The 20,639-nt window shown below is 71.4% G+C and carries 2 protein-coding genes (1 of these 2 cut by a window edge); both read left to right on the plus strand.

Going from position 1 to position 20,639, the window contains the following annotated elements:
- Positions 1 to 6,626 carry the final stretch of a non-ribosomal peptide synthetase gene (locus tag CA982_RS05730; RefSeq protein ID WP_086534392.1) on the plus strand. 33,601 nt of this gene lie to the left of the window's left edge, so the window shows 6,626 of its 40,227 coding nt (coding positions 33,602-40,227); the start codon falls outside the window, past its left edge; the stop codon is at positions 6,624 to 6,626.
- Positions 6,627 to 6,719: 93 nt separating this feature from the next.
- On the plus strand, positions 6,720 to 20,570 hold the full coding sequence (locus CA982_RS05735) for a non-ribosomal peptide synthetase (RefSeq protein ID WP_086534393.1): 13,851 nt from the start codon (positions 6,720 to 6,722) through the stop codon (positions 20,568 to 20,570).
- Positions 20,571 to 20,639 lie beyond the last annotated feature (69 nt).

Here is a 20,639-nt window from a genome sequence, read left to right on the forward strand (position 1 = left end):
TGCGTCCGACACTGTGGATGCCGATCGACGACGTCGTGCTGAACAGCGCGGGCAAGCTCGACCGCCGCGCCCTGCCCGCCCCCGACTTCGCGGGGCTCGACGCCGATCACGTCGCGCCCGCCAACGCGACGGAGGAGACCCTGGCGAGCATCGTGGCGGGTCTGCTCGGACTGGAGCGGGTCTCGGTCACCCAGTCGTTCTTCGCGCTCGGCGGCGACTCGATCATGTCGATCCAGCTCGCCTCGGCGGTTCGCGCGGCCGGGTTCACGCTGACACCGCGAGACATCTTCGAGCAACGGACCATCCGGGCGATGGCCCGCGTGGTCGCCGGCGAGGCCCACCGCCTGCCGGCGCTCGACGAACCCGCGGGCGGTGCGCACGGCGCTCTGCCGCTGCTGCCGGTGATGTCGTGGATGATCGAACACTCTTCGGAGCCGGGCGATTTCGCGGACTTCTCGCAGTACCGGGTGCTTCATGCACCGTCGGGGCTCACCGTGGACGCGTTGTCGGAGTTGCTGTCCGAGCTCATCGCGGTGCACCCGATGCTGTCCGCGCGTCTCACCCGCAACGGTGACCGCTGGCAACTCGTCACCGGATCGGACGAGAACCCCGATGGTTCGCACATCGACAGTCCGGGCGCAGCGCCATACGTGTTCGCCCGGTCCTCGGCCGCACCGGTGGGTACCCCCGGCCACGACGCCGATGTGCGCGCCGCGCATGCCGAGGCGCTGGCACATCTCGATCCGTCGACCGGTGTGCTCGTCGCGGCCGGCATCGTCACCGACGTCGACGGCCTCGGTCGGGTCGTCCTGGCGATCCACCATCTCGGTGTCGACGCGGTGTCCTGGCCGATCCTCGTCGAGGACATGGTCACCGGATGGGCTCAACGGGCAGCAGGGCAGCCGATCGCCCTGCGTGCCGAGGCGACGTCCGAGCGGGCGTGGGCCCATGCGGTCGGCGCACAGGCCGACCGGCGCGCCACCGAGCTGCCGTACTGGCTCGAGCGGCTCCCGGCCCGGCCCACCGATCTCGGGATCGACTTCGACGCGTCACGGGACCGGTTCGCCACCGAGGTGTCGGTGATCCACGCGTTCGACGCGCAGGTGACCGAGGCGGCGCTGACCTCGGTGCCGGAAGCGTTCCGCGGCAACGCCAACGACGTCCTGCTCGGTACGTTCGCACGTGCGGTGCGCGCGTGGCAGGCCGCGCGCGGCATCGCCGACGTCGCACCCGTGACGGTCCTGGTCGAAGGTCACGGTCGCAAGGACGAGATCGACACCGCCGACGGCGAACGCGCAGTCGACCTGTCCCGTACGGTCGGCTGGTTCACCACCATCGCCCCGATCGCCGTCGATCCGTCCACCGACGTCACCCATGCGGTGAAGTCGGCCAAGGAGGAACGACTCGGGCAACCCGACGGCGGGCTCGGTTTCGGTGTGCTGCGCTATGGCGCCGACACCGAGCTGTCCCAGCGTCCGCTGCCGACCATCGGGTTCAACTTCTTCGGCGCCGGACGTGCGGGACGCCCCGCGGCCGAACCCGCGCACGACGTCATCCCGTTCACCGGTGCGCCCGGCGCGCCGGGGATGCCGCCGTCGGTGTCGGGCGCGATGGTCGCGCTGAACCCGTTGAGCGTCAACGTCGGCACGCGGAGCGACGGCGATGCCCGGCGCCTGACGGCCAACTTCACGTTCCCGTCGGCACTGTTCGGGACCGACGACATCACCGCGCTCGCCGACTTGTGGGCCGATGAACTCGCCGCGCTCGCGCAGCACGTGGCCGTCGTCGGCGATCCGGGCCGCTCGCCGTCGGACGTGCCCGGTACGCCCGTCACCCAGACCGAACTCGACGCACTGGCGGTGCGATTCCCGGGTGCGGACGTCTGGCCGCTCACGCCGCTGCAGGCCGGTTTGTACTTCCAGTCGCAGATGGCCGACCGGGCCGGCTCGGCGGGGGCCGACGGTGTGGACGTCTACGTCACCCAGGCGGTGCTGCATCTCGGCGGTGAGGTCGACCGGGCGCGATTGCGTTCGGCGGCCGAGGAACTCGTCGCGCATCATCGCGTGCTGCGCAGCGGGTATGTGCGCACGGCGGGCGGTGCCCTGGTGGCCGTCGTACCGCCGCGCGTCGACCTGCCGTGGTCCGAGGTGTCCCTGGAACCGGGCCTCGACGGTGACGGCGCAGCGCGACGAGTGCGCGAGATCGCCGACACCGAACGGATCGAACCGTTCGATCTCGCGGAGCCGCCGCTGGTGCGGTTCGTGAGCGTCGAGCACGGCCCCGGGTCCGACACGACGCTGAGCCTGATCGTGACCAACCACCACATCCTGCTCGACGGCTGGTCCGGTCCGCTGGTTCTCGCCGACCTCCTCGCGCTCTACGCCGGGGTCGGTCCGTACACGGCGACGATCGCCGCGGACACCGACTTCGGCGACCACGTCCGGCGTCTCGCCGCCGCCGACCCGGCCGCGGGTCTCGCCGCCTGGCGGGATGTGCTGGCGCCGCTGGCGGAACCGACGCTGGTGTCCGGCGCCGAGGAGGCCACGACCACGTCGTTGCCGCGCGACCACGAGGAGTGGATCGATGCCGAGACGACGGCGGCGATCAGCCGCCTGGCGCGCGAACGCGGTGTCACCGTCAGCACGATCCTGCAGTTCGCCTGGGCGGTGCTGCTGTCGCGCATGACCGGCAACCAGGTGGTCGCCTTCGGGGAGACCGTGTCGGGACGCCCGTCGGACCTCGACGGTGTCGAGGGCATGGTCGGCCTGTTCATCAACACGGTCCCGAGCGTCGTCGACGTCGACCCGGCTGCCCCGATCGGCGACGTGCTCGCCGCGATGCAGGCCGACAAGGTCGCGGTGCTCGACCACCAGCACGTCGGTCTCGCCGACCTCACCGCGCTGGCCGGGATCGGTGCGCTCTTCGACACGCTGACCGTGTTCGAGTCGTTCCCGGTGGACTCCGACTCGCTGTCCACGGCGGACACGTCGCTGGCCGGCGGGCTGCAGATCGTCGGCGTGGACGCCGGCGACTCGACGCACTATCCGCTCAACCTCGCGTCCTCTCCGTCCGGTGACCGCCTGCTGCTGAAGCTGAAGTACCTGCCGTCGGCCTTCGCCGACGACCAGGTGCGGGTGTTCGGTGCGGCGCTGCGCGAGATCCTGCGGACGACCGTCGACGACGTGGATTCGCCGACCTCGTCGATCGCGCTCCTCGACGTCGCTACAGCTGCCGAGCTCACGCCGGTGAACGGTCCGGCGGCGCCGGAACCGCGTCTGCTCGGCGAGGTGTTCGCCGACGTCGCGGCGGCACACGCGGGGATCGTCGCGGTCACCGACGGCGACGGCGCGTCGCTCACCTACGCCGAGCTCGACGAGCGCTCGAACCGGCTCGCGCGGTGGATGATCGGCCGTGGGATCGGCGTGGACTCGGTCGTGGGGCTGGCGCTCGGTCGCACTGTCGACCGTCTCGCGGGGCAATGGGCCCTGGCGAAGCTGGGCGCGGCGTACCTGTCCATCGACCCGACGCTGCCCGCCGACCGCATCGCGCACATGGTCACCGATTCCGGTGTGCGCCTGGTGATCGCGTCGGCATCGGGAAGTCCGGAACAGGGCGGCCCAGGGCCGGAAGCGGGTGCCCGCGGTGACGTCGAATGGATCGACGTGTCCGCCGTCGCCGACGCCGTGCGCGGCATCGAGGGCACCGCCCTCGCGCCGGACGAGCTGGTGGGCACCCCGCGTCTGGACGCACTCGCCTACGTCATCTACACCTCCGGGTCGACCGGTGTGCCCAAGGGCGTGGCCGTCACCCAGCGCGGTGCACACGCCTTCGCCGTCGCCGAGGCGCACCGGTTCGGCATCGATCCGGGCTCGCGCGTACTCGGTTACGCCTCACCGAGTTTCGACGCCTCGGTGCTGGAGTGGCTGCTGGCCTCGACCTCGGGTTCGACGCTGGTGTACCGGCCGGACGACATCGTCGGCGGCGAGGCGCTGACGGCCTTCCTCCGCGAGCACGAACTGACGCACGTGTTCCTCACGCCGAGTGTGTTGGCGACCGTCGACGCCGACGACCTGCCCGCACTGCGGATGCTGGCGTCGGGTGGCGAGGCGGTCTCCACCGCACTCGTCCGCACCTGGGCGGGCCGGGTCGCGTTCCACAACGCGTACGGGCCGACGGAGACCTCGGTGGCGGTCACGATCAGCGGTCCGCTCGATCCCGACGAGCCGGTGACGATCGGCGCCCCGGTCGCGGGTACCGGCCTGCTGGTCCTCGACGAGCGGCTGGCCCCGGTACCGGTCGGCATGGCCGGTGAGCTGTACGCCACCGGTGTCTCGCTGGCCCGCGGCTACCTGCGGCGCCCGCAGCTGACCGCCGAACGCTTCGTCGCGTCGCCGTTCGGCGGACCCGGCGATCGCATGTACCGCACGGGCGACCGCGTCCGGTGGGTGCGCTCGGCATCCGGCGAGCTGGTGCTCGAGTACCTCGGTCGTTCCGACGACCAGGTGAAGCTGCGCGGCCTGCGCATCGAACTGGGCGAGATCGAGAACGCGCTGTCCACGCATCCGGCGGTGAAGACCGCAGTGGTGCTCGGGGTCGGCGGGTCGGTCGCGTCGTCGTTGGCCGCCTACGTGGTGCCGGCGTCGGAGGCGTCTGCCGTCGACACCGGTGCGCTGCGGGACCATCTGGCGGATCGACTGCCGTCGTACATGATCCCGGCGACGGTCACGGTCCTGGCCGATCTGCCGCTCACCGCGACGGGCAAGCTGGACAAGCGGGCGCTGCCGGCTCCGGACATCGAGGCCGACGACCTCGTCGCACCGGAGACGGCGGCGGAGGCGCGCGTGGTCGCCGTCTTCGCCGACCTGCTGGGCGTCGACGCGGTGTCGGTGACCGGTGACTTCTTCGCCCTGGGCGGCAACTCGCTGTCGGCGACCCGGCTGGCGGCCCGCGTCGGCGACGCACTGAACGCCGACATCGGCGTGCGGGACGTGTTCGAGTCGCCGACTCCGCGGGCGCTGGCCGCTCTCGGTCAGCACCGCGGCGGGTTGCGTGCGCCGGTCACCCGGGTCGAGCCGAGGCCGGCGGAGATCCCGCTGTCGTTCGCACAGCAGCGGATCTGGTTCATCAACCGCCTCGAGCCGGCCTCGGCCGCCTACAACCTGCCGATCGGTGTCGAACTCGGTGGGCAGCTGGATGTCAAGGCGCTCGGTGCGGCGATCGGCGACGTCGTCGCGCGGCACGAGATCCTACGGACCACGTTCCCCGCCGTCGACGGCCGGCCGACCCAGGTCGTCCACGACGCGGACGGCCCCGCGGCACTGCCCCGCCTCGTCGAATGTGCATCGGAGGCCGAGCTGCTCGACGCGCTGTCCGCCGGATTCGACGTGACCACCGAGGTGCCCGTCCGGATCCGGTTGTGGCAACGCGGCGAGGGGTCATGGGTCCTGCTCGCGGTACTGCATCACATCGTGGGTGACGGTGAGTCCATGCGACCTCTGATGGCCGACGTCGTGACGGCCTACCGGGACCGAGCCGCGGGCCGGGCACCACACCTGCCGCCGCTGCCGGTCCAGTTCGCCGACTACGCGCTGTGGCAGCACCGAGAGCTCGGCGCGGTCGACGACCCGACGTCGGTGGTCGGACGGCAGCTGTCGTACTGGTTGCGTCAGCTCGCCGGGGTGCCCGACGTGCTGGAGCTGCCCGCCGACCGCCCGCGCCCGACCGTGGCGTCGATGCGGGGTGCGCGGGTGGACTTCGAGATCCCGCACGAGGTCGCCATGCGGATCTCGGCGCTGGCGCGCGACCGCGGGATGACGCCGTTCATGGTGGTGCACGCGGGCCTGTCGGTGCTGCTCGCCCGGGTCACCGCGACCGACGACATAGCGGTTGCCACTCCCATCGCGGGCCGGGGACGCGCCGAGATCGACCAGCTGATCGGCATGTTCGTCAACACCCTGGTCCTGCGGTCCGAGGTGGACCCGGCGATGAGCTTCGCGGAACTGCTCGAGGACACCCGGGTCGTCGACCTCGACGCGTTCACCAACGCCGACGTGCCGTTCGAGACACTGGTCGAGCGGCTGAACCCGACCCGGTCGAGGGCGTTCTCGCCGCTCGCCCAGGTCATGCTGACGCTGACCAATGCGGGCAACGCCGCGCCGGTGTTCGAGGCGGAGGGTCTGCGGGTCGCGGCGCTCGAGTCGCCGGTGACGTCCGCCCAGCTCGACCTCACCGTCGCGGTGGTCGCCCGTCCGGATCGGTCCTGGTCGGCGTCGATGGTGTACGCGACGGACCTGTTCGACGAGGGGACCGTCGAGCTGCTCGCGCAGCGCCTGGTTACGCTCCTCGACGGGCTCACGGCTTGGCCGGACGCCGCGGTCGGGGAGTGTCCGCTGGTGACACCGGCGGAGCGGGATCGTGTACTGGCATGGTCGGCGGGTGCCGCGACGCGGCCGACCCGCGGCACCCTGCCGGGCATCGTCGGATCCCGGCAGTCCGGCGCGGGGGAGCCGGGAGTCGGCGAGAACGGTGTGGCCGACCGCGAGGTCGGGTACAACGGTCGCGGTGGGGACGAGAGTCGCTACGGTGACGATGGTTCCGATGGCAGTGGTCCCGGTGGGGATGACTGAGCGGAGAGAACACCCGGGGAGCAGCGAACACACGGGGGGAATGGGGAACGCAGGACGAGACGGCAGGCGACGAGGCGAGATGGAGGCCCAACGGTGACCGATGTGGTGCATGTGGCGACGAGGTCCGACGTACCGGCCATCGTGTTCGGTCCGCGTCGCGTCAGCTACGCCGAGTTCGGGGCACGGGTCGACGCACTGGCTCGTCATCTGATCTCCGTCGGAGTCGGACCCGACGTCGCCGTGGCGGTCGCCATTCCCCGCTCGGTCGAGCTCCTCGTCGCCATCCACGGCATCGTCGCCGCGGGCGGTCACTACGTCCCGCTCGACATCGACGCGCCGTCTGACCGCACCCGGTACATGCTCGACACCGCGGACGCCCGGCTGGCCCTCGTCGCCGCCGGCTCGGCCGTCGAGCTGCCGGCGGACGTGACCGCGGTCGTGGTCGACACGACCACCGAGATCGACCTCGCCACCGCGCCGGTCACCGATGACGAACGCCGGGCGCCGCTGGCGCCCGCGGACGCGGCCTACACCCTGTTCACCTCGGGGTCGACGGGCCGGCCGAAGGGCGTGACGGTGTCGCACGCGGCGATCGTGAACCGCCTGGAGTGGATGCGGGACTGGTATTCGATCAAGGACTCGGATGTCTTCGTCCAGAAGACCCCGGTGACCTTCGACGTCTCCGTGTGGGAGTTGTTCCTGCCGTTCGCGGTGGGGGCGACGCTGGTGGTGGCCGAACCCGATCGACACGGTGATCCGCGGTATCTGGCGGAGCTGATCACGGCCGAGAAGGTATCGGTCATCCACTTCGTGCCGTCGATGCTGTCGGTGTTCCTGGATGTCCTCGGCGATCGGGTGGGTGACCTGTCGTCGCTGCGACTGACCTTCACCTCCGGCGAGGCACTGACCGCACCGGTGGCACAGGCGCTGGTGACGGCGCTGCCGCACAACGAGGTCCACAACCTGTACGGCCCGACCGAGGCGGCGGTGGACGTGACCGCCCATCAGGTGCGGGCGGGGGAGACGTCGGTGCCGATCGGCGTGCCGGTCCCGAGCACCACCACCTTCGTCCTCGACTCCCGACTGCAGCTCGTGCCCTCCGGCGTGCCCGGTGAGCTGTACCTCGGGGGCGTGCAACTCGCCCGCGGTTACGCCTCGCAGCCCGCTCTGACCGCGGAACGCTTCGTCGCCAGCCCGTTCGCAGCTCCCGCACGCGGCGATGCACCGGACGACGGGTCGGCCGGCGGCACCGAGGGCTTCGGCGATCCCGGCGAGCGCCTGTACCGGACCGGCGACCTCGTGCGGTGGAATGCGCGCGGCCAACTGGAGTACTTGGGCCGCACGGACTTCCAGGTGAAGCTCCGCGGCCAGCGACTCGAGCTGGGTGAGGTCGAGTCCGTGCTGATGTCGGCGCCGGGTGTGCTGCATGCGGCTGCCACCGTGGCGAAGGTGTCCGGGCAAGCCCACCTCGTCGCCTATGTAGCGCCGGCGTCGGTCGACATCGACGTGGTGAAATCGGTTGTCGCGCAGACGCTGCCGGCCTACATGCGGCCCACGGTGTGGATGGCGCTCGAGCAGCTGCCGTTGAACAGCGCGGGCAAGGTCGCCCGGCGTAAGCTGCCCGTTCCCGAACTCACCGTCGAGGAGTTCGCAGCACCCGAGTCCGACGCCGAGACCTCGATCGCGGCCATCGTCGCCGATGTGCTGGGCACCGATCGCGTCAGCGTGACGCAGTCGTTCTTCGACCTCGGCGGCAACTCGCTGTCCGCGGCTCGGGTTGCCGCGCGTGTGGCCGACCTGCTCGACGTCGACGTGTCGGTGGGCGACCTGTTCGACGCGCCGTCGGTGCGGGACTTGGCCGGCCTGGTGTCCGGACGCGGCCGGAGCGTCCCGCGCGTCACCGCCATGCCGCGACCCGAGCGGTTGCCGTTGTCGACGGCGCAGAGTCGCATGTGGTTCATCAACCAGTTCGACACCGCCTCGGCGGCCTACAACATCCCGATGGCGCTGCGTCTCACCGGCACTCTCGACCTCGACGCGCTCGAGGCCGCGGTCGGTGACGTGGTCGCCAACCACGAGATCCTGCGGACCACCTATCCCAGCGACGAGCAGGGGCCGCTTCAGCTCGTCACCGATCCCGACACGGCCCGCGCCCGCCTCGACTGGCGGGCGGCGGAGACCGATGAAGAGCTGTTCGTCTCGGCGACAACCGGTTTCGACGTCGCCGCCGACTTCCCCCTGCGGGTCCGGTACCTGCGGAGGGACGAGACCGTGGTGGACGTGGTCGTCACCGTGCATCACATCGCCTTCGACGGTGAGTCGACCCCGGTGTTCGTGCGCGACCTGCTCGGCTCCTACCTGAGTCGGACGAACGCCGCGCCCCCGGTCGCCGCGCCTGCAGTCCAGTATGCGGACTTCGCCCTCTGGCAGCGCGAATACCTCGGCGCCGCCGACGATCCGGGCACGCCGATGGGCCGCCAGCTCGATCACTGGCGCACAGTCCTCGCGGATCTTCCCGCGGTGACCGACCTGCCGATGGACCGGCCGCGACCGGCCGTCCTCGACACCGCGGCGGCGGTCGAGTCGGTGACCGTGGACGACGCGCTCGTCACCGCCCTGGACGACCTGGCGCGACGCCGTGACGTCACGCTGTTCATGGTTCTGCACGCCGCGCTCGCCGTCACCGTCGCCCGGCTCGCCTCCACCCGTGACGTCGTGATCGGCACACCGATCGCGGGCCGTCCCGACGCCGCGCTCCACGACCTCGTCGGCATGTTCGTCAACACACTGGTGCTGCGCACCGCCGTCGACCCGGCATCGACGATGGACGACCTCATCGCCACGATCCGCGCGACCGACCTGGACGCCTTCGCCCACGCCGACGTGCAATTCGACGACCTGATCGAAGAACTCGCGCCGGAGCGGTCGACGGCGTACCCGCCGCTGGTGCAGATCGCCTACACCCTGGCCGCCGCCGGCGGCCGGCCGGAGGAGATCGACCGGGCGGAGTTCTCGGGCCTGAGCGCAGAGCCGCTGGGGGTCGCCGCCCCGATCGCCAAGTTCGACCTCACGGTCTCGGTGACCGAACGCACCGGGACGTCGCCGATGCGGGCCGACTTCCTCTACGCCACCTCGTTGTTCGACGCCGCAACCATCCGCCGCGTCGCCGAGGTCTGGCTCCAGGTGATCGCCGCGATGGCCACCGATCCCGCGCTGCCGGTCGGCGACATCGACATCGTCGGCATCGACGCCGCGGCCCTCAGTGCACCGAGCCGCAACTCCGTCGGCGAGGTCGTGCCCGCTCCCGACGGCGGGGTGACCGAACCGGTGACCCTCACCGAACTCCTCACGCGACGCGAACTCGATCCTCACCGTCCGGCTCTGATCCACGACGGGGTCGAGATCTCCTACGCGGAGTTCGAGGAGCGAACCAACCGTGTTGCGCGCCAATTGATCTCGCGTGGGGTCGGGCCCGGCGACGTGGTGGCCGTCGGCCTCGAGCGGTCCATCGGATCGGTGGTCGCGGTGTTCGGTGTCATCAAGGCGGGTGCCGCGTACGTGCCGATCGACCCGGCCTATCCGACTGATCGCATCGACTTCATGGTGGCCGATTCCGGTGTCCGGCTCGGTGTCACCGACGGCGCGACGCGGGCCCGGCTCGGCGAATCATCCTGCGAGTGGCTCGAACTCGGTTCGCTCGACGATCCGGCCGACGCCGGCGGACCGGTCACCGACGCCGACCGTCGCCGGCCCGTCCGGCTCGACGACCTCGCCTACCTCGTCTACACCTCCGGTTCCACCGGACGGCCGAAGGCCGTCGGGGTCCCGCATCGCGGCATCGCGAACTTCGTCGCCGCACTGACCGAGGTCACCGGCACACCGGCCGAGGCCCCCGACACCCGTGTCCTACATGTCGCCTCACCGAGCTTCGACGCCTCGGTGCTGGAGATGATGTGGTCGATAGCGGTCGGGCACACCCTCGTCGTCGCGCCTGCCGCCGAATACGCCGGCGACGCACTCGGGCGCATCCTCGAACGTGACCGGGTCACCGACACCCTCATCACCCCCACGGTGCTGGCGACCGTGGACCCGCGGCGGGGCCGCACCGTCCGGAACCTCGTCACCGGCGGCGAGACGTGCCCGCCCGAGCTGATCGCGCGTTGGACCACACCGGGCTCCGGGCGCCGCATGTTCAACTTCTACGGCCCGTCGGAGGCCACCGTCTGGGCGACCACCGGACGATCCGAGCCCGGAGCGCCGGTGACGATCGGGCGACCGGTCCGCGGCTTCGCCGCCTACGTGCTCGACGGCCGTCTGCACCCGGTCCCGCAGGGCGTGGTCGGCGAGCTCTACCTGTCGACCGGCGACTCGCTGGCCCGCGGTTACCTCGGCCGCCCCGGCCTCACCGCGGCGTCCTTCGTGGCCGATCCGTTCGCCCGTGAACCGGGCCGGCGCATGTACGCCACCGGTGATCTCGTGCGGATCACCGCGACCGGTGAGATCGAGTTCGCCGGGCGCGCGGATCACCAGGTGAAGATCAACGGCCAGCGAGTCGAACTCGGCGAGATCGAGTCCGTGCTCGGTGATCAGCCGGGCGTCGGCTCGGTCGTCGTGACCGGCGTCGACGACGACCACGGGCGTACCCGGCTGGTCGCCTACCTCGTGCCCGACGACACCACCGGCGACCGGCGCCTCGATGCCGACGCGGTTCTCGCCGGGGCGGCCGACCGCCTTGCCGGACACATGATCCCGCACTCGGCGATGGTGCTCGACGAACTGCCCGTGACACCGGGCGGCAAACTGGACCGGCGTGCGCTGCCCGCGCCCGAGTTCACCACCCCCGCCGACGGATACGTCGCGCCGGCGACGACCGCCGAGGAGACCCTCGTCGCGATCGTCGCGGGGCTGCTGGGCCTCGACACCGTCTCGGTGACCGAGTCCTTCTTCGCACTCGGCGGCGACTCGATCATGTCGATCCAGCTCGCCTCCGCCGCTAAGGCGGCCGGGTTGCCCCTGTCGCCCCGAGAGATCTTCGAACAGAAGACCATCCGCGCGATGGCGCGCGTCGCGTCGGCGGGCGGGGATCATGCCCCGATGCTCGCCGAACCCACCGGCGACCCCGCCGGACGGGTCGACCTCCCGCCGATCGTGTCCTGGCTCGTCGACGCCGCGCCGACACCGGCCGACCTCGCCGACTTCAACCAGTCGATGGTGCTGACCGCGCCGGCCGGGCTCACCGTCGCCCACCTCGGCGACGTGCTCGGGGCGGTCGTCGACGCTCATCCGATGCTCGGCGCACGCCTGGAGTCCGCCGGTGACCCCCAGACCGGGTACACCTGGACCCTCACTGCCGGAACGCCGTTCGACGCCGACGCCTCGATCGTCGCACTCTCGACCGACACGGCGGCCGGCGAGCCCGGGTTCGCCGACGCGCTGGTCGAGGCGCACGCCCACGCCGCGCGCCGCCTCGATCCGGCCGCCGGGCGGCTGGTCGCCGCGACGATCGTCACCGGCGCCGCGGAAGAGCCGTCCCGGGCGGATTCGGGCCGAATTGTTCTGGTGATCCACCACCTCGGCGTCGACGCGGTGTCGTGGCCGATTCTGATCGAGGATCTCCTCACCGTCCACGCCCAGCTGACCGCCGTACAGCCCGTGGCGGTGCGGGCCGAGGAGACCTCGCAACGGGCGTGGCAGGGCGCACTCCGCGCGCAGCTCGACGCCCGCCGGGCCGAGGCCGGGTACTGGCTCGACCGCTCGCCGGCCCACCCGACCGACTTCGGTGCGCCGCTCGACCCCGACCGCGACCGGTACGGCACGCTGACCTCGATTGTCCACCGCGTCGAGCCGGCCATCGTCGATCCGCTGACGACGACTGTGCCCGAGGCGTTCTCGGCGTCCGTCGTCGACGTCCTGCTCGGTACCCTCGCGCGGGCGGTGCGATCCTGGCAGCGCGATCGCGACATCACCGACGCGGCACCGGTCACCGTGCTCACCGAGGGGCACGGTCGATACGAGGACGTGCTGCTCGCCGGCCCGGAGCCGCGTCGCGCGGACCTGTCGCGCACGGTCGGCTGGTTCACCTCGGTCGCCCCGCTCGCCGTCGACCCGGCCGACGACGTCGTCCACGCGGTCAAGGCGGCCAAGGAAGAACGCCTCGGCATGCCCGACTCCGGGATCGGTTTCGGTCTGCTGCGTTACGCCGGACACTCCGGTGACACCGCGGGTGACGCTGCGGCACAACTGCGTTCGCGTCCGCTGCCCACGATCGCGTTCAACTACCTCGGTACCCGCGGCGCGACCGGGCGCACCGACGCCGAGCCGTCGGTGTCCGGCCGGGACGACACCGCCGCACCCGCTGAAGCGGCGTTCCTGCCGGCACCCGGGGCGCCGTTCCTGCCCGCGACCGTGTCCGACGGGGTGGCCGCGATGAGTGTGCTGACGGTCAACGCGAGCACCGGCGCCTCGCCCGAGGGCCGCGTGCTCTCGGCCGACCTGCAGTTCCCCGAGGCGATCCTGTCGCCGGAGGACGTCCGCGACATCGCGGGACGCTGGACAGCCGAACTCGCCGACGTGGTCCGCCTCGTCGCCGAGGGCGTCGACGTCGGCCGGTCGCCCGCGGACGTCCCGGGTGCCGAGGTGACCCAGCTCGACCTCGACACGGTGGCGGAGCGGTTCCCCGGCGCCCAGGTCTGGGCACTCTCGCCGTTGCAGCGCGGACTGTACTTCCAGTCGCAGCTCGCCGGTACCGACCAGCTCGACGTGTATGTGACACAAGCGGTCCTACACCTCGACGGTGATGTCGACCTGGAGCGACTGCGGACCGCTGTGGTCGCACTGCTCGATCACCACCGCACGCTGAAGTCCGGCTTCGTACGGGTGCCCAGCGGACACGTGGTCACCGTCGTGCCCGAGACGGTGCCCCTGCGCTGGCGCGTGATCGACGTGCCGGCAGCCGGTGACGAGGATCTCCGGGCAGCCGTCGACGAGGTGTCGGCGGCCGAGCGCACCGAACCGTTCGACCTCGCCGACCCGCCGCTGCTGCGTGCGGTGGTGGTGCGGCACGCGCAGGGGACGAGCGTGGTCATCACCAACCACCACATCCTCTTCGACGGTTGGTCGGGGCCGCTCGTGCTGGCCGACCTGCTCGCGCTGTACGCGACCGGGTCCCCGTTCACCGGTCAGGGGACGGGCGAGCGCACCGACTTCGCCGACTACCTCGCCCGCATCGCCGACACCGACCTCGACGCCGGACTCGCCGCGTGGGCACGGGTCCTCGAACCGGTCACCGAGCCCACCCTGGTCGCCCCCGGCCTCACCGGCACCTCCGTCGAGGACGGCGAGAACGACACCGCGGCGGCGCATCTGCCGCGCGAACACCGCTGGGTCCTCGAACCCGAGCTCGTCGCGGCGCTCGAGCGCACGGCACGGCAGTCGGGCTCGACCATGGCCACGACGCTTCAGCTCGCGTGGGCGGTCTTGCTGTCCCGCCTCACCGACAACCGGGTGGTCACCTTCGGTGAGACCGTGTCCGGGCGGCCCGCCGGCCTCGACGGGGTCGAGTCGATGGTCGGCCTGTTCATCAACACCCTGCCCGCCGTCGTCGACGTCGGTCCGGACGCCACGATCGCCGAGGTCCTCGGCCGGTTGCAGTCGGACAAGACCGCCGTCCTCGATCACCAGCACATCGGCCTGCCCGAGATCCTCACCGCCGTCGGTCATCCGCAGTTGTTCGACACCCTGACCGTGCACGAGTCCTATCCCGTGGACAACGATTCGCTGGCCGGCGGTGCCGCCAGTGCCGCGGTGGGACTGGCGATCCGGGACGTCGAGGTGTCCGACGCCACGCACTATCCCCTCAACCTGGCGACCTCGCCGACCGCGTCGGGTATCGCGGTCCGGTTGACCTATCTCCCCGACGCCTTCGCCGACGACCAGGTCGCCGTCTTCGCGCGGTCGCTCGTGCGGATCCTGCAGACGATCGCCGACGACGCGCAGACTCCCATCGCCGACATCCCGCAGATGTCGCCCGACGACGAGGCCCGCCTCGACGCGTGGTCGGCCGGCCCGGACCTCACTCCCACCGGCACCCATGTCGCCGACCTCCTCCTCGAACGCGTGGCCGCGTCTCCCGACGCGATCGCCGTGCAGGGTCCGGCCGGGCAGTCGACCTACGCCGAACTGGGCAGCCGGGTGAGCGTTCTGGCCCGGCGGCTGGTCGGTCTGGGTGTCGGGCCGGAAGTCGCGGTCGGCGTGTGCATCCCGCGGTCGACGGAGATGATCGTCGCCGTCCACGCGATCCTCGCCGCCGGCGGGCAGTTCGTGCCGATGGACCCGGCCGCCCCGGCCGACCGCATCGACTACCTGGCGCGCACCGCCGGGGTCGCGGCGGTGCTGGTCGGTCCGGGACCGACCCCGGCGGGCATCGAGGCGCTCGATCCCGCCGTCCCCGTCGTGACCGTCGACGACGCCGCGGACGCGAGGGCACCGCTCTTCGGACCGGCCGAACGTGTGTCGGCAGTCGACGGCGCGAATCCGGCCTACACCATCTTCACGTCGGGCTCGACCGGCCGCCCGAAGGGCGTCACGGTCAGTCACCACACACTGCGCGCGCATCTCGAGCACGACCGCGGCGCCTACGATTTCGGGCCCGACGACGTCTTCCTGCAGGTGCTGGAACTGACCTTCGATCCGTCTGTCGGTGAGATCCTGCGTCCGCCGCTGTCGGGTGGTCGCCTCGTGGTCATGGAGCCGGGCGCGCACCGGGACCCGGTCGCCGTGCTGCGCTACCTCGCCGACTTCGGCGTCACCTCGGCGACGCTGGTGCCCTCGATGCTCGCCGTGCTCACCGAGGTCGCCGATCCCGAGCAGCTGCGGGGGCTCACACGATTGCGTCATCTGCACACCGGTGGCGAAGCCCTCCCACAGAGCGTTGCCGAGACCGTGCGCGAGCTCATCCCGCATGTCCCCGTCAGCAACCAGTACGGACCGACCGAGGCGACCATCTACGCGACCGTCGCCCGGGTCGCGGGCGACTCGGTCTCCATCGGACGGCCCGTCGCGAACACCACCGCGCTGGTGCTCGACCATCGGTTGCGTCCGGTGGCGCCGGGATTCACGGGCGAGCTGTACCTCGGCGGCATCCAGCTGGCACGCGGATACACCTCACGGCCCGCCCTCACCGCCGAGCGCTTCGTGCCGAACCCCTACGGCGCGCCGGGTTCTCGCCTGTACCGGACCGGTGACCTGGTCCGCTGGCGAGCCGACGGTGAGTTGGAATACCAGGGGCGCACGGACTTCCAGGTGAAGCTGCGTGGTCAGCGGATAGAGCTCGGCGAGATCGAGTCGGCCCTCACGTCGGCGCCGGGTGTCGTGTACGCCGCGGCAGCGGTCGTCGAGACCCCGGCCGGTCAGCAACTCGTTGCCTATCTGACCCCGGCGTCGGTAGACCTCGACGCGGTCAAACACTCGGTGGCGCAGGCGCTTCCGGAGTTCATGCGCCCCGGCATGTGGATGCTGCTGGCGGAGATGCCGCTCAGCAGCGCCGGCAAGATCGTGCGGCAGCAGTTGCCCGCACCGACCGTCGACACCGCCGCGATCGTGCCGGTCGCCGGCGCACGGGAGACGGCCGCGGCGGCGGTCTTCGCCGACTTGTTGTCGATGTCGGCGGAGAACGTCGGCGCCACCACCAACTTCTTCGACATCGGCGGTAACTCGCTGTCGGCGATGCGGGCGGCCGCCCGTCTCGGTGACGCCCTCGGTACCGACGTGACGGTGCGTGACGTCTTCGAGGCTCCGACGCCGCGCCTGCTGGCCGAACGCCTCGGCGACCGGACCGGCGGACTCCCGCCGATCGTCGCGGTGACGCCGAGGCCCGACCGGATTCCGTTGTCGTACGCCCAGCAGCGGATGTGGTTCATCAACCGGTTCGATCCGACGTTGGCGGCCTACAACATCCCGGCCGTGATGCGCCTGACCGGCGACCTCGACGCCGCGGCGCTCGGTGCCGCGATCGCCGACGTCGTCGCCCGGCACGAGATCCTCCGCACCACCTATCCCGAGGCCGATGGTCAGCCGGTGCAGGTGATCGCCCCGGTGTCCGACATCGCGTCCCGGCTCGACCACGAGTTCGTGCCGGCGGCCGAGGGTCGTGATCCGGGGGCGGTCGTCGGGTCCGCGGTCACCGCAGGCTTCGATCTCACCGTCGACTGGCCGGTGCGGACCAGGCTGCTCGAGATCGAGACCGGCTCCGGTGCAACGGAATACATCCTGGCTGTGGTGCTGCACCATGTGGCCTCCGACGGTGAATCCCTCGGCCCGCTCGTCACCGACCTCACCACCGCCTACGTCGCGCGGACGGCCGGGGAGCAGCCGCGATTCGCGCCGCTGCCCGTCCAGTACGCCGACTACGCCATCTGGCAGCGCCGAGCCCTCGGCGATGTCGACGACGCGACATCGGTGATGGGGGCCCAGCTGGATTACTGGGCCGCCCACCTGGCCGGCATGCCGGATCTGCTCGAACTGCCGACCGACCGACCGCGCCCGGCGGTCGCGTCGCAGCGTGGCGCGCGGGTGTCCTTCACGATCCCGGCGGACGTCACCGCCCGGATCGACACCGTCGCCGACGAGTTCGGGGTCACGCCGTTCATGGTGCTGCACGCGGCGCTGGCGGTCCTGCTCGCCGATCTGTCGGGTACCGACGACGTGGCCATCGGCACGCCGATCGCCGGTCGGGGCGCCGCTGTGCTCGATCCGCTCGTCGGGATGTTCGTGAACACCCTCGTCCTGCGGACCGCGCATGCGGGGGCAGACACGTTCGCCGACGTGCTCGATCGCGTCCGACGCGTCGACCTCGACGCCTTCGCGCATGCCGACCTGCCGTTCGAGACCCTCGTCGACTGGCTCAACCCGGTTCGTTCCGAGTCGTTCGCACCGCTCACCCAGGTGTGGCTGACCCTCGACCGGAGTGTGGTGCCCGAGCTCGCCGGACAGTCGCTGTCGGCCGATCTCGGCAACATTGCGGTCACCCCGCTCGACGCGGGGGAGGTGCCGGCCAAGGTCGACCTGCTGTTCTCGGTCGCCAAGGCCGGTGCTGGCGAGACCTGGACGGCTGCACTGCAATACGCCACCGACCTGTTCGCGGAGTCCACCGCCGCCGGTTTCACGGCCCGGTTCGTCAACCTGCTGGACGCGCTCACCGCGACCCCGGGCGCTCCGGTCGCCGCCGCGCCCGTCCTGCTGGCGGGGGAGGCCGAGTCCCTGGTGCCGGTGCACGGTGGCGAGGCCGCCGAGCCCGTGTTGCTCGGCGAGTTGTTCACCGAGGCCGGCACGCGATATCGGCGTCGGACCGCGGTGGTCGACGCCTCCGGCGCGACCTTGTCGTACTCCGCGCTGCATGCCCGGTCCAACCGCCTGGCCCGCTGGCTGATCGGCCGCGGCGTCGGGCCGGAGACGCTCGTGGCACTGGCGATTCCCCGATCCGTCGACCTTCTTGTCGCGATCTGGGCGGTCGCGAAGACCGGCGGCGGGTACGTCCCGATCGACCCGGACTATCCCGCCGAACGCGTGGCGACGATGGTGGCGGATTCCGGCGCCCGGCTGGGTCTGTCGGTCACCGCCGTCGGGACGTTGCCGGATGAGGGTTTCGAGTGGCTCCGGCTCGACGACACCTCGGTGGTCGCCGAACTCGACGCCACCTCCGATGCCACCGTGGAGCCGGGTGAGCAGGCCGGCCCGGTTCGCACGGACAACGTCGCCTACGTCATCTACACCTCGGGCTCGACCGGTCGTCCCAAGGGCGTCGCGGTGTCGCATTCGGGACTACGCAACTTCGCCGTCGCGAAGTCGCGGGCGCTGGCGATCGAGGACGGGGCGGTGGTCCTGGGATTCGCGTCCCCGAGCTTCGACGCCTCCGTGCTCGAATACCTCCTCGCGACGATCAACGGCGGGACGCTCGTCTACCGGCCGTCGACGGCGGTCGGCGGTGGGGAGCTGCAGGAGTTCATGCAGCGACACGAGGTCGCCACGACCTTCCTCACGCCCTCCGTGCTGTCGACGCTCGACCCCGCCGGGCTGCCCAGCCTGCAGGCCGTGTCCGTGGGCGGGGAGGCGGTGCCGCAGTCGGTGATGGATGCCTGGGCACCGCACACCCGCATCCACAACGGTTACGGCCCGACCGAGACGACGATCATGATCGCGGTCGGCGACGCCGCGACCCCCGGCGATCCGGTCCGCCTCGGCGGTCCGCTGCCCGGCGTCGAGTTCCTCGTGCTCGACGCCCACCTGCGGCCCGTTCCGGTCGGCGTGGCCGGGGAGCTCTACGTCCTCGGACCGGCCCTCTCGCGCGGCTACCTCGACAAGCCGGACCTGACCGCCGCACGGTTCGTCGCCAGCCCGTACGCGGGGGCCGAACGCCGGATGTACCGGACCGGTGACGTCGTGCGGTGGCGAGAGACGCATTCGGGCGCACTCACGCTCGAGTACTCCGGTCGCAGCGACGACCAGGTCAAGCTCCGCGGCCTCCGCATCGAGCTGGGTGAGATCGAAGCGGCGCTGCGCTCGGCGCCCGAGGTCCGCTCCGCGGTCGTCGTCGGTGTCGGTTCGTCGGGGACACCGGGCTCGGTGGCCTCCAGCCTCGCCGCGTATGTCGTGGGCGACGGCGTGCAGGTGGACACGCTGCGTGGCCTGCTGGCCGCGCAGCTCCCCGCGCACATGGTGCCCGCGTCGATCACGGTGCTCGACGAGTTCCCGCTGACCCCGGTCGGCAAGCTGGACCGCGCGGCGCTGCCCGCACCCGAGGTGGCGCCCACCGAGTTCGTCACCCCGGGCACCCCGGTCGAGCAGGCGATCGCCGATGCCTACGCCGACGTCCTCGGCGTCGAGCGGGTCGGCGCCACCGACAGCTTCTTCGACCTCGGCGGCAACTCGCTGTCGGCCACTCGCGTGAAGGCCGCACTGCGCGACCACAACGGTGTCGACATCGAGCTCGCCTGGCTGTTCAACGATCCGACCGTGCGTGGTCTGGCCCGTCGCCTGGCCGACGGCAATGCGGTGAGCAGCGACGTCGTGATCACTCTTCGCGGTGAGGGATCGCGGGCCCCGCTGTTCTGCGTGCACCCGGCCGGTGGCCTGGCCTGGTTCTACGGCGGACTGGCCCCGCACCTGCGGGACCGGCCCATCTACGGGCTGCAGGATCCGCACGTGGTGACCGGAGAGCCGAGCGTCACCGATGCCGGGGCGCTTGCCCGGCGCTATGTGGAGGAGATCCGCCGGGTCCAGCCGCACGGCCCGTACCACCTGCTCGGCTGGTCCGTCGGCGGTGTCATCGCACACGCCATGGCCACCCATCTCGTCGAACTCGGTGAGGGCGTCGCCTACCTGGGGATCATGGACTCGCGTCCCGAGGACGAACCCGTGATCACCGGGCACAACCGGCCGGCGAGCGGCGACGACACGTCCGTGGACGTGGCCGAGGCCGCCGCGCCGGGACCGACCGTCGCCGAGACCATCGAACCCGATGCGTCGGCGGTGGTCGACGTCCTCGGGGGCTGGCGCGATCTCTTCGATCTCGGCGACGACGTGCAGGCGTCCACCTCCGAGGAGGTCACCGCCATCATCCGGCAGCAGATATCCGGCATGGGTCTGCTGGCGGAGGACCAGGTCGAACGGATCATGGACAGCTTCGATTCCTCGACCCAGGTGGTCCTCGACTACCGCCCGGACGTCTTCGCCGGCGACATCCACGTGTTCACCGCGACGGAGGACAAGGACGACCCATCGCAGCTGTCCGGTGCCTGGCGTCCGTTCGTGACCGGCGCGATCGACAACGTGGACGTCGCCACCCACCATCTCGGGATGGCGAACGCCGACGCGCTGGCGGTGATCGGGCCGACGCTGGACGCCCAGCTGTCGCGGGTCGACGGCACAGACGAACGGGAGGCGGAATGAGGGGATTTGCGTGACATCATCGACCTGACCTCGCCGACGTCCCGGCCGAGAGCCACTACGTTCGACAAC

Source organism: Gordonia lacunae, from assembly GCF_002149015.1.
Classification (GTDB): Bacteria; Actinomycetota; Actinomycetes; order Mycobacteriales; family Mycobacteriaceae; genus Gordonia; species Gordonia lacunae.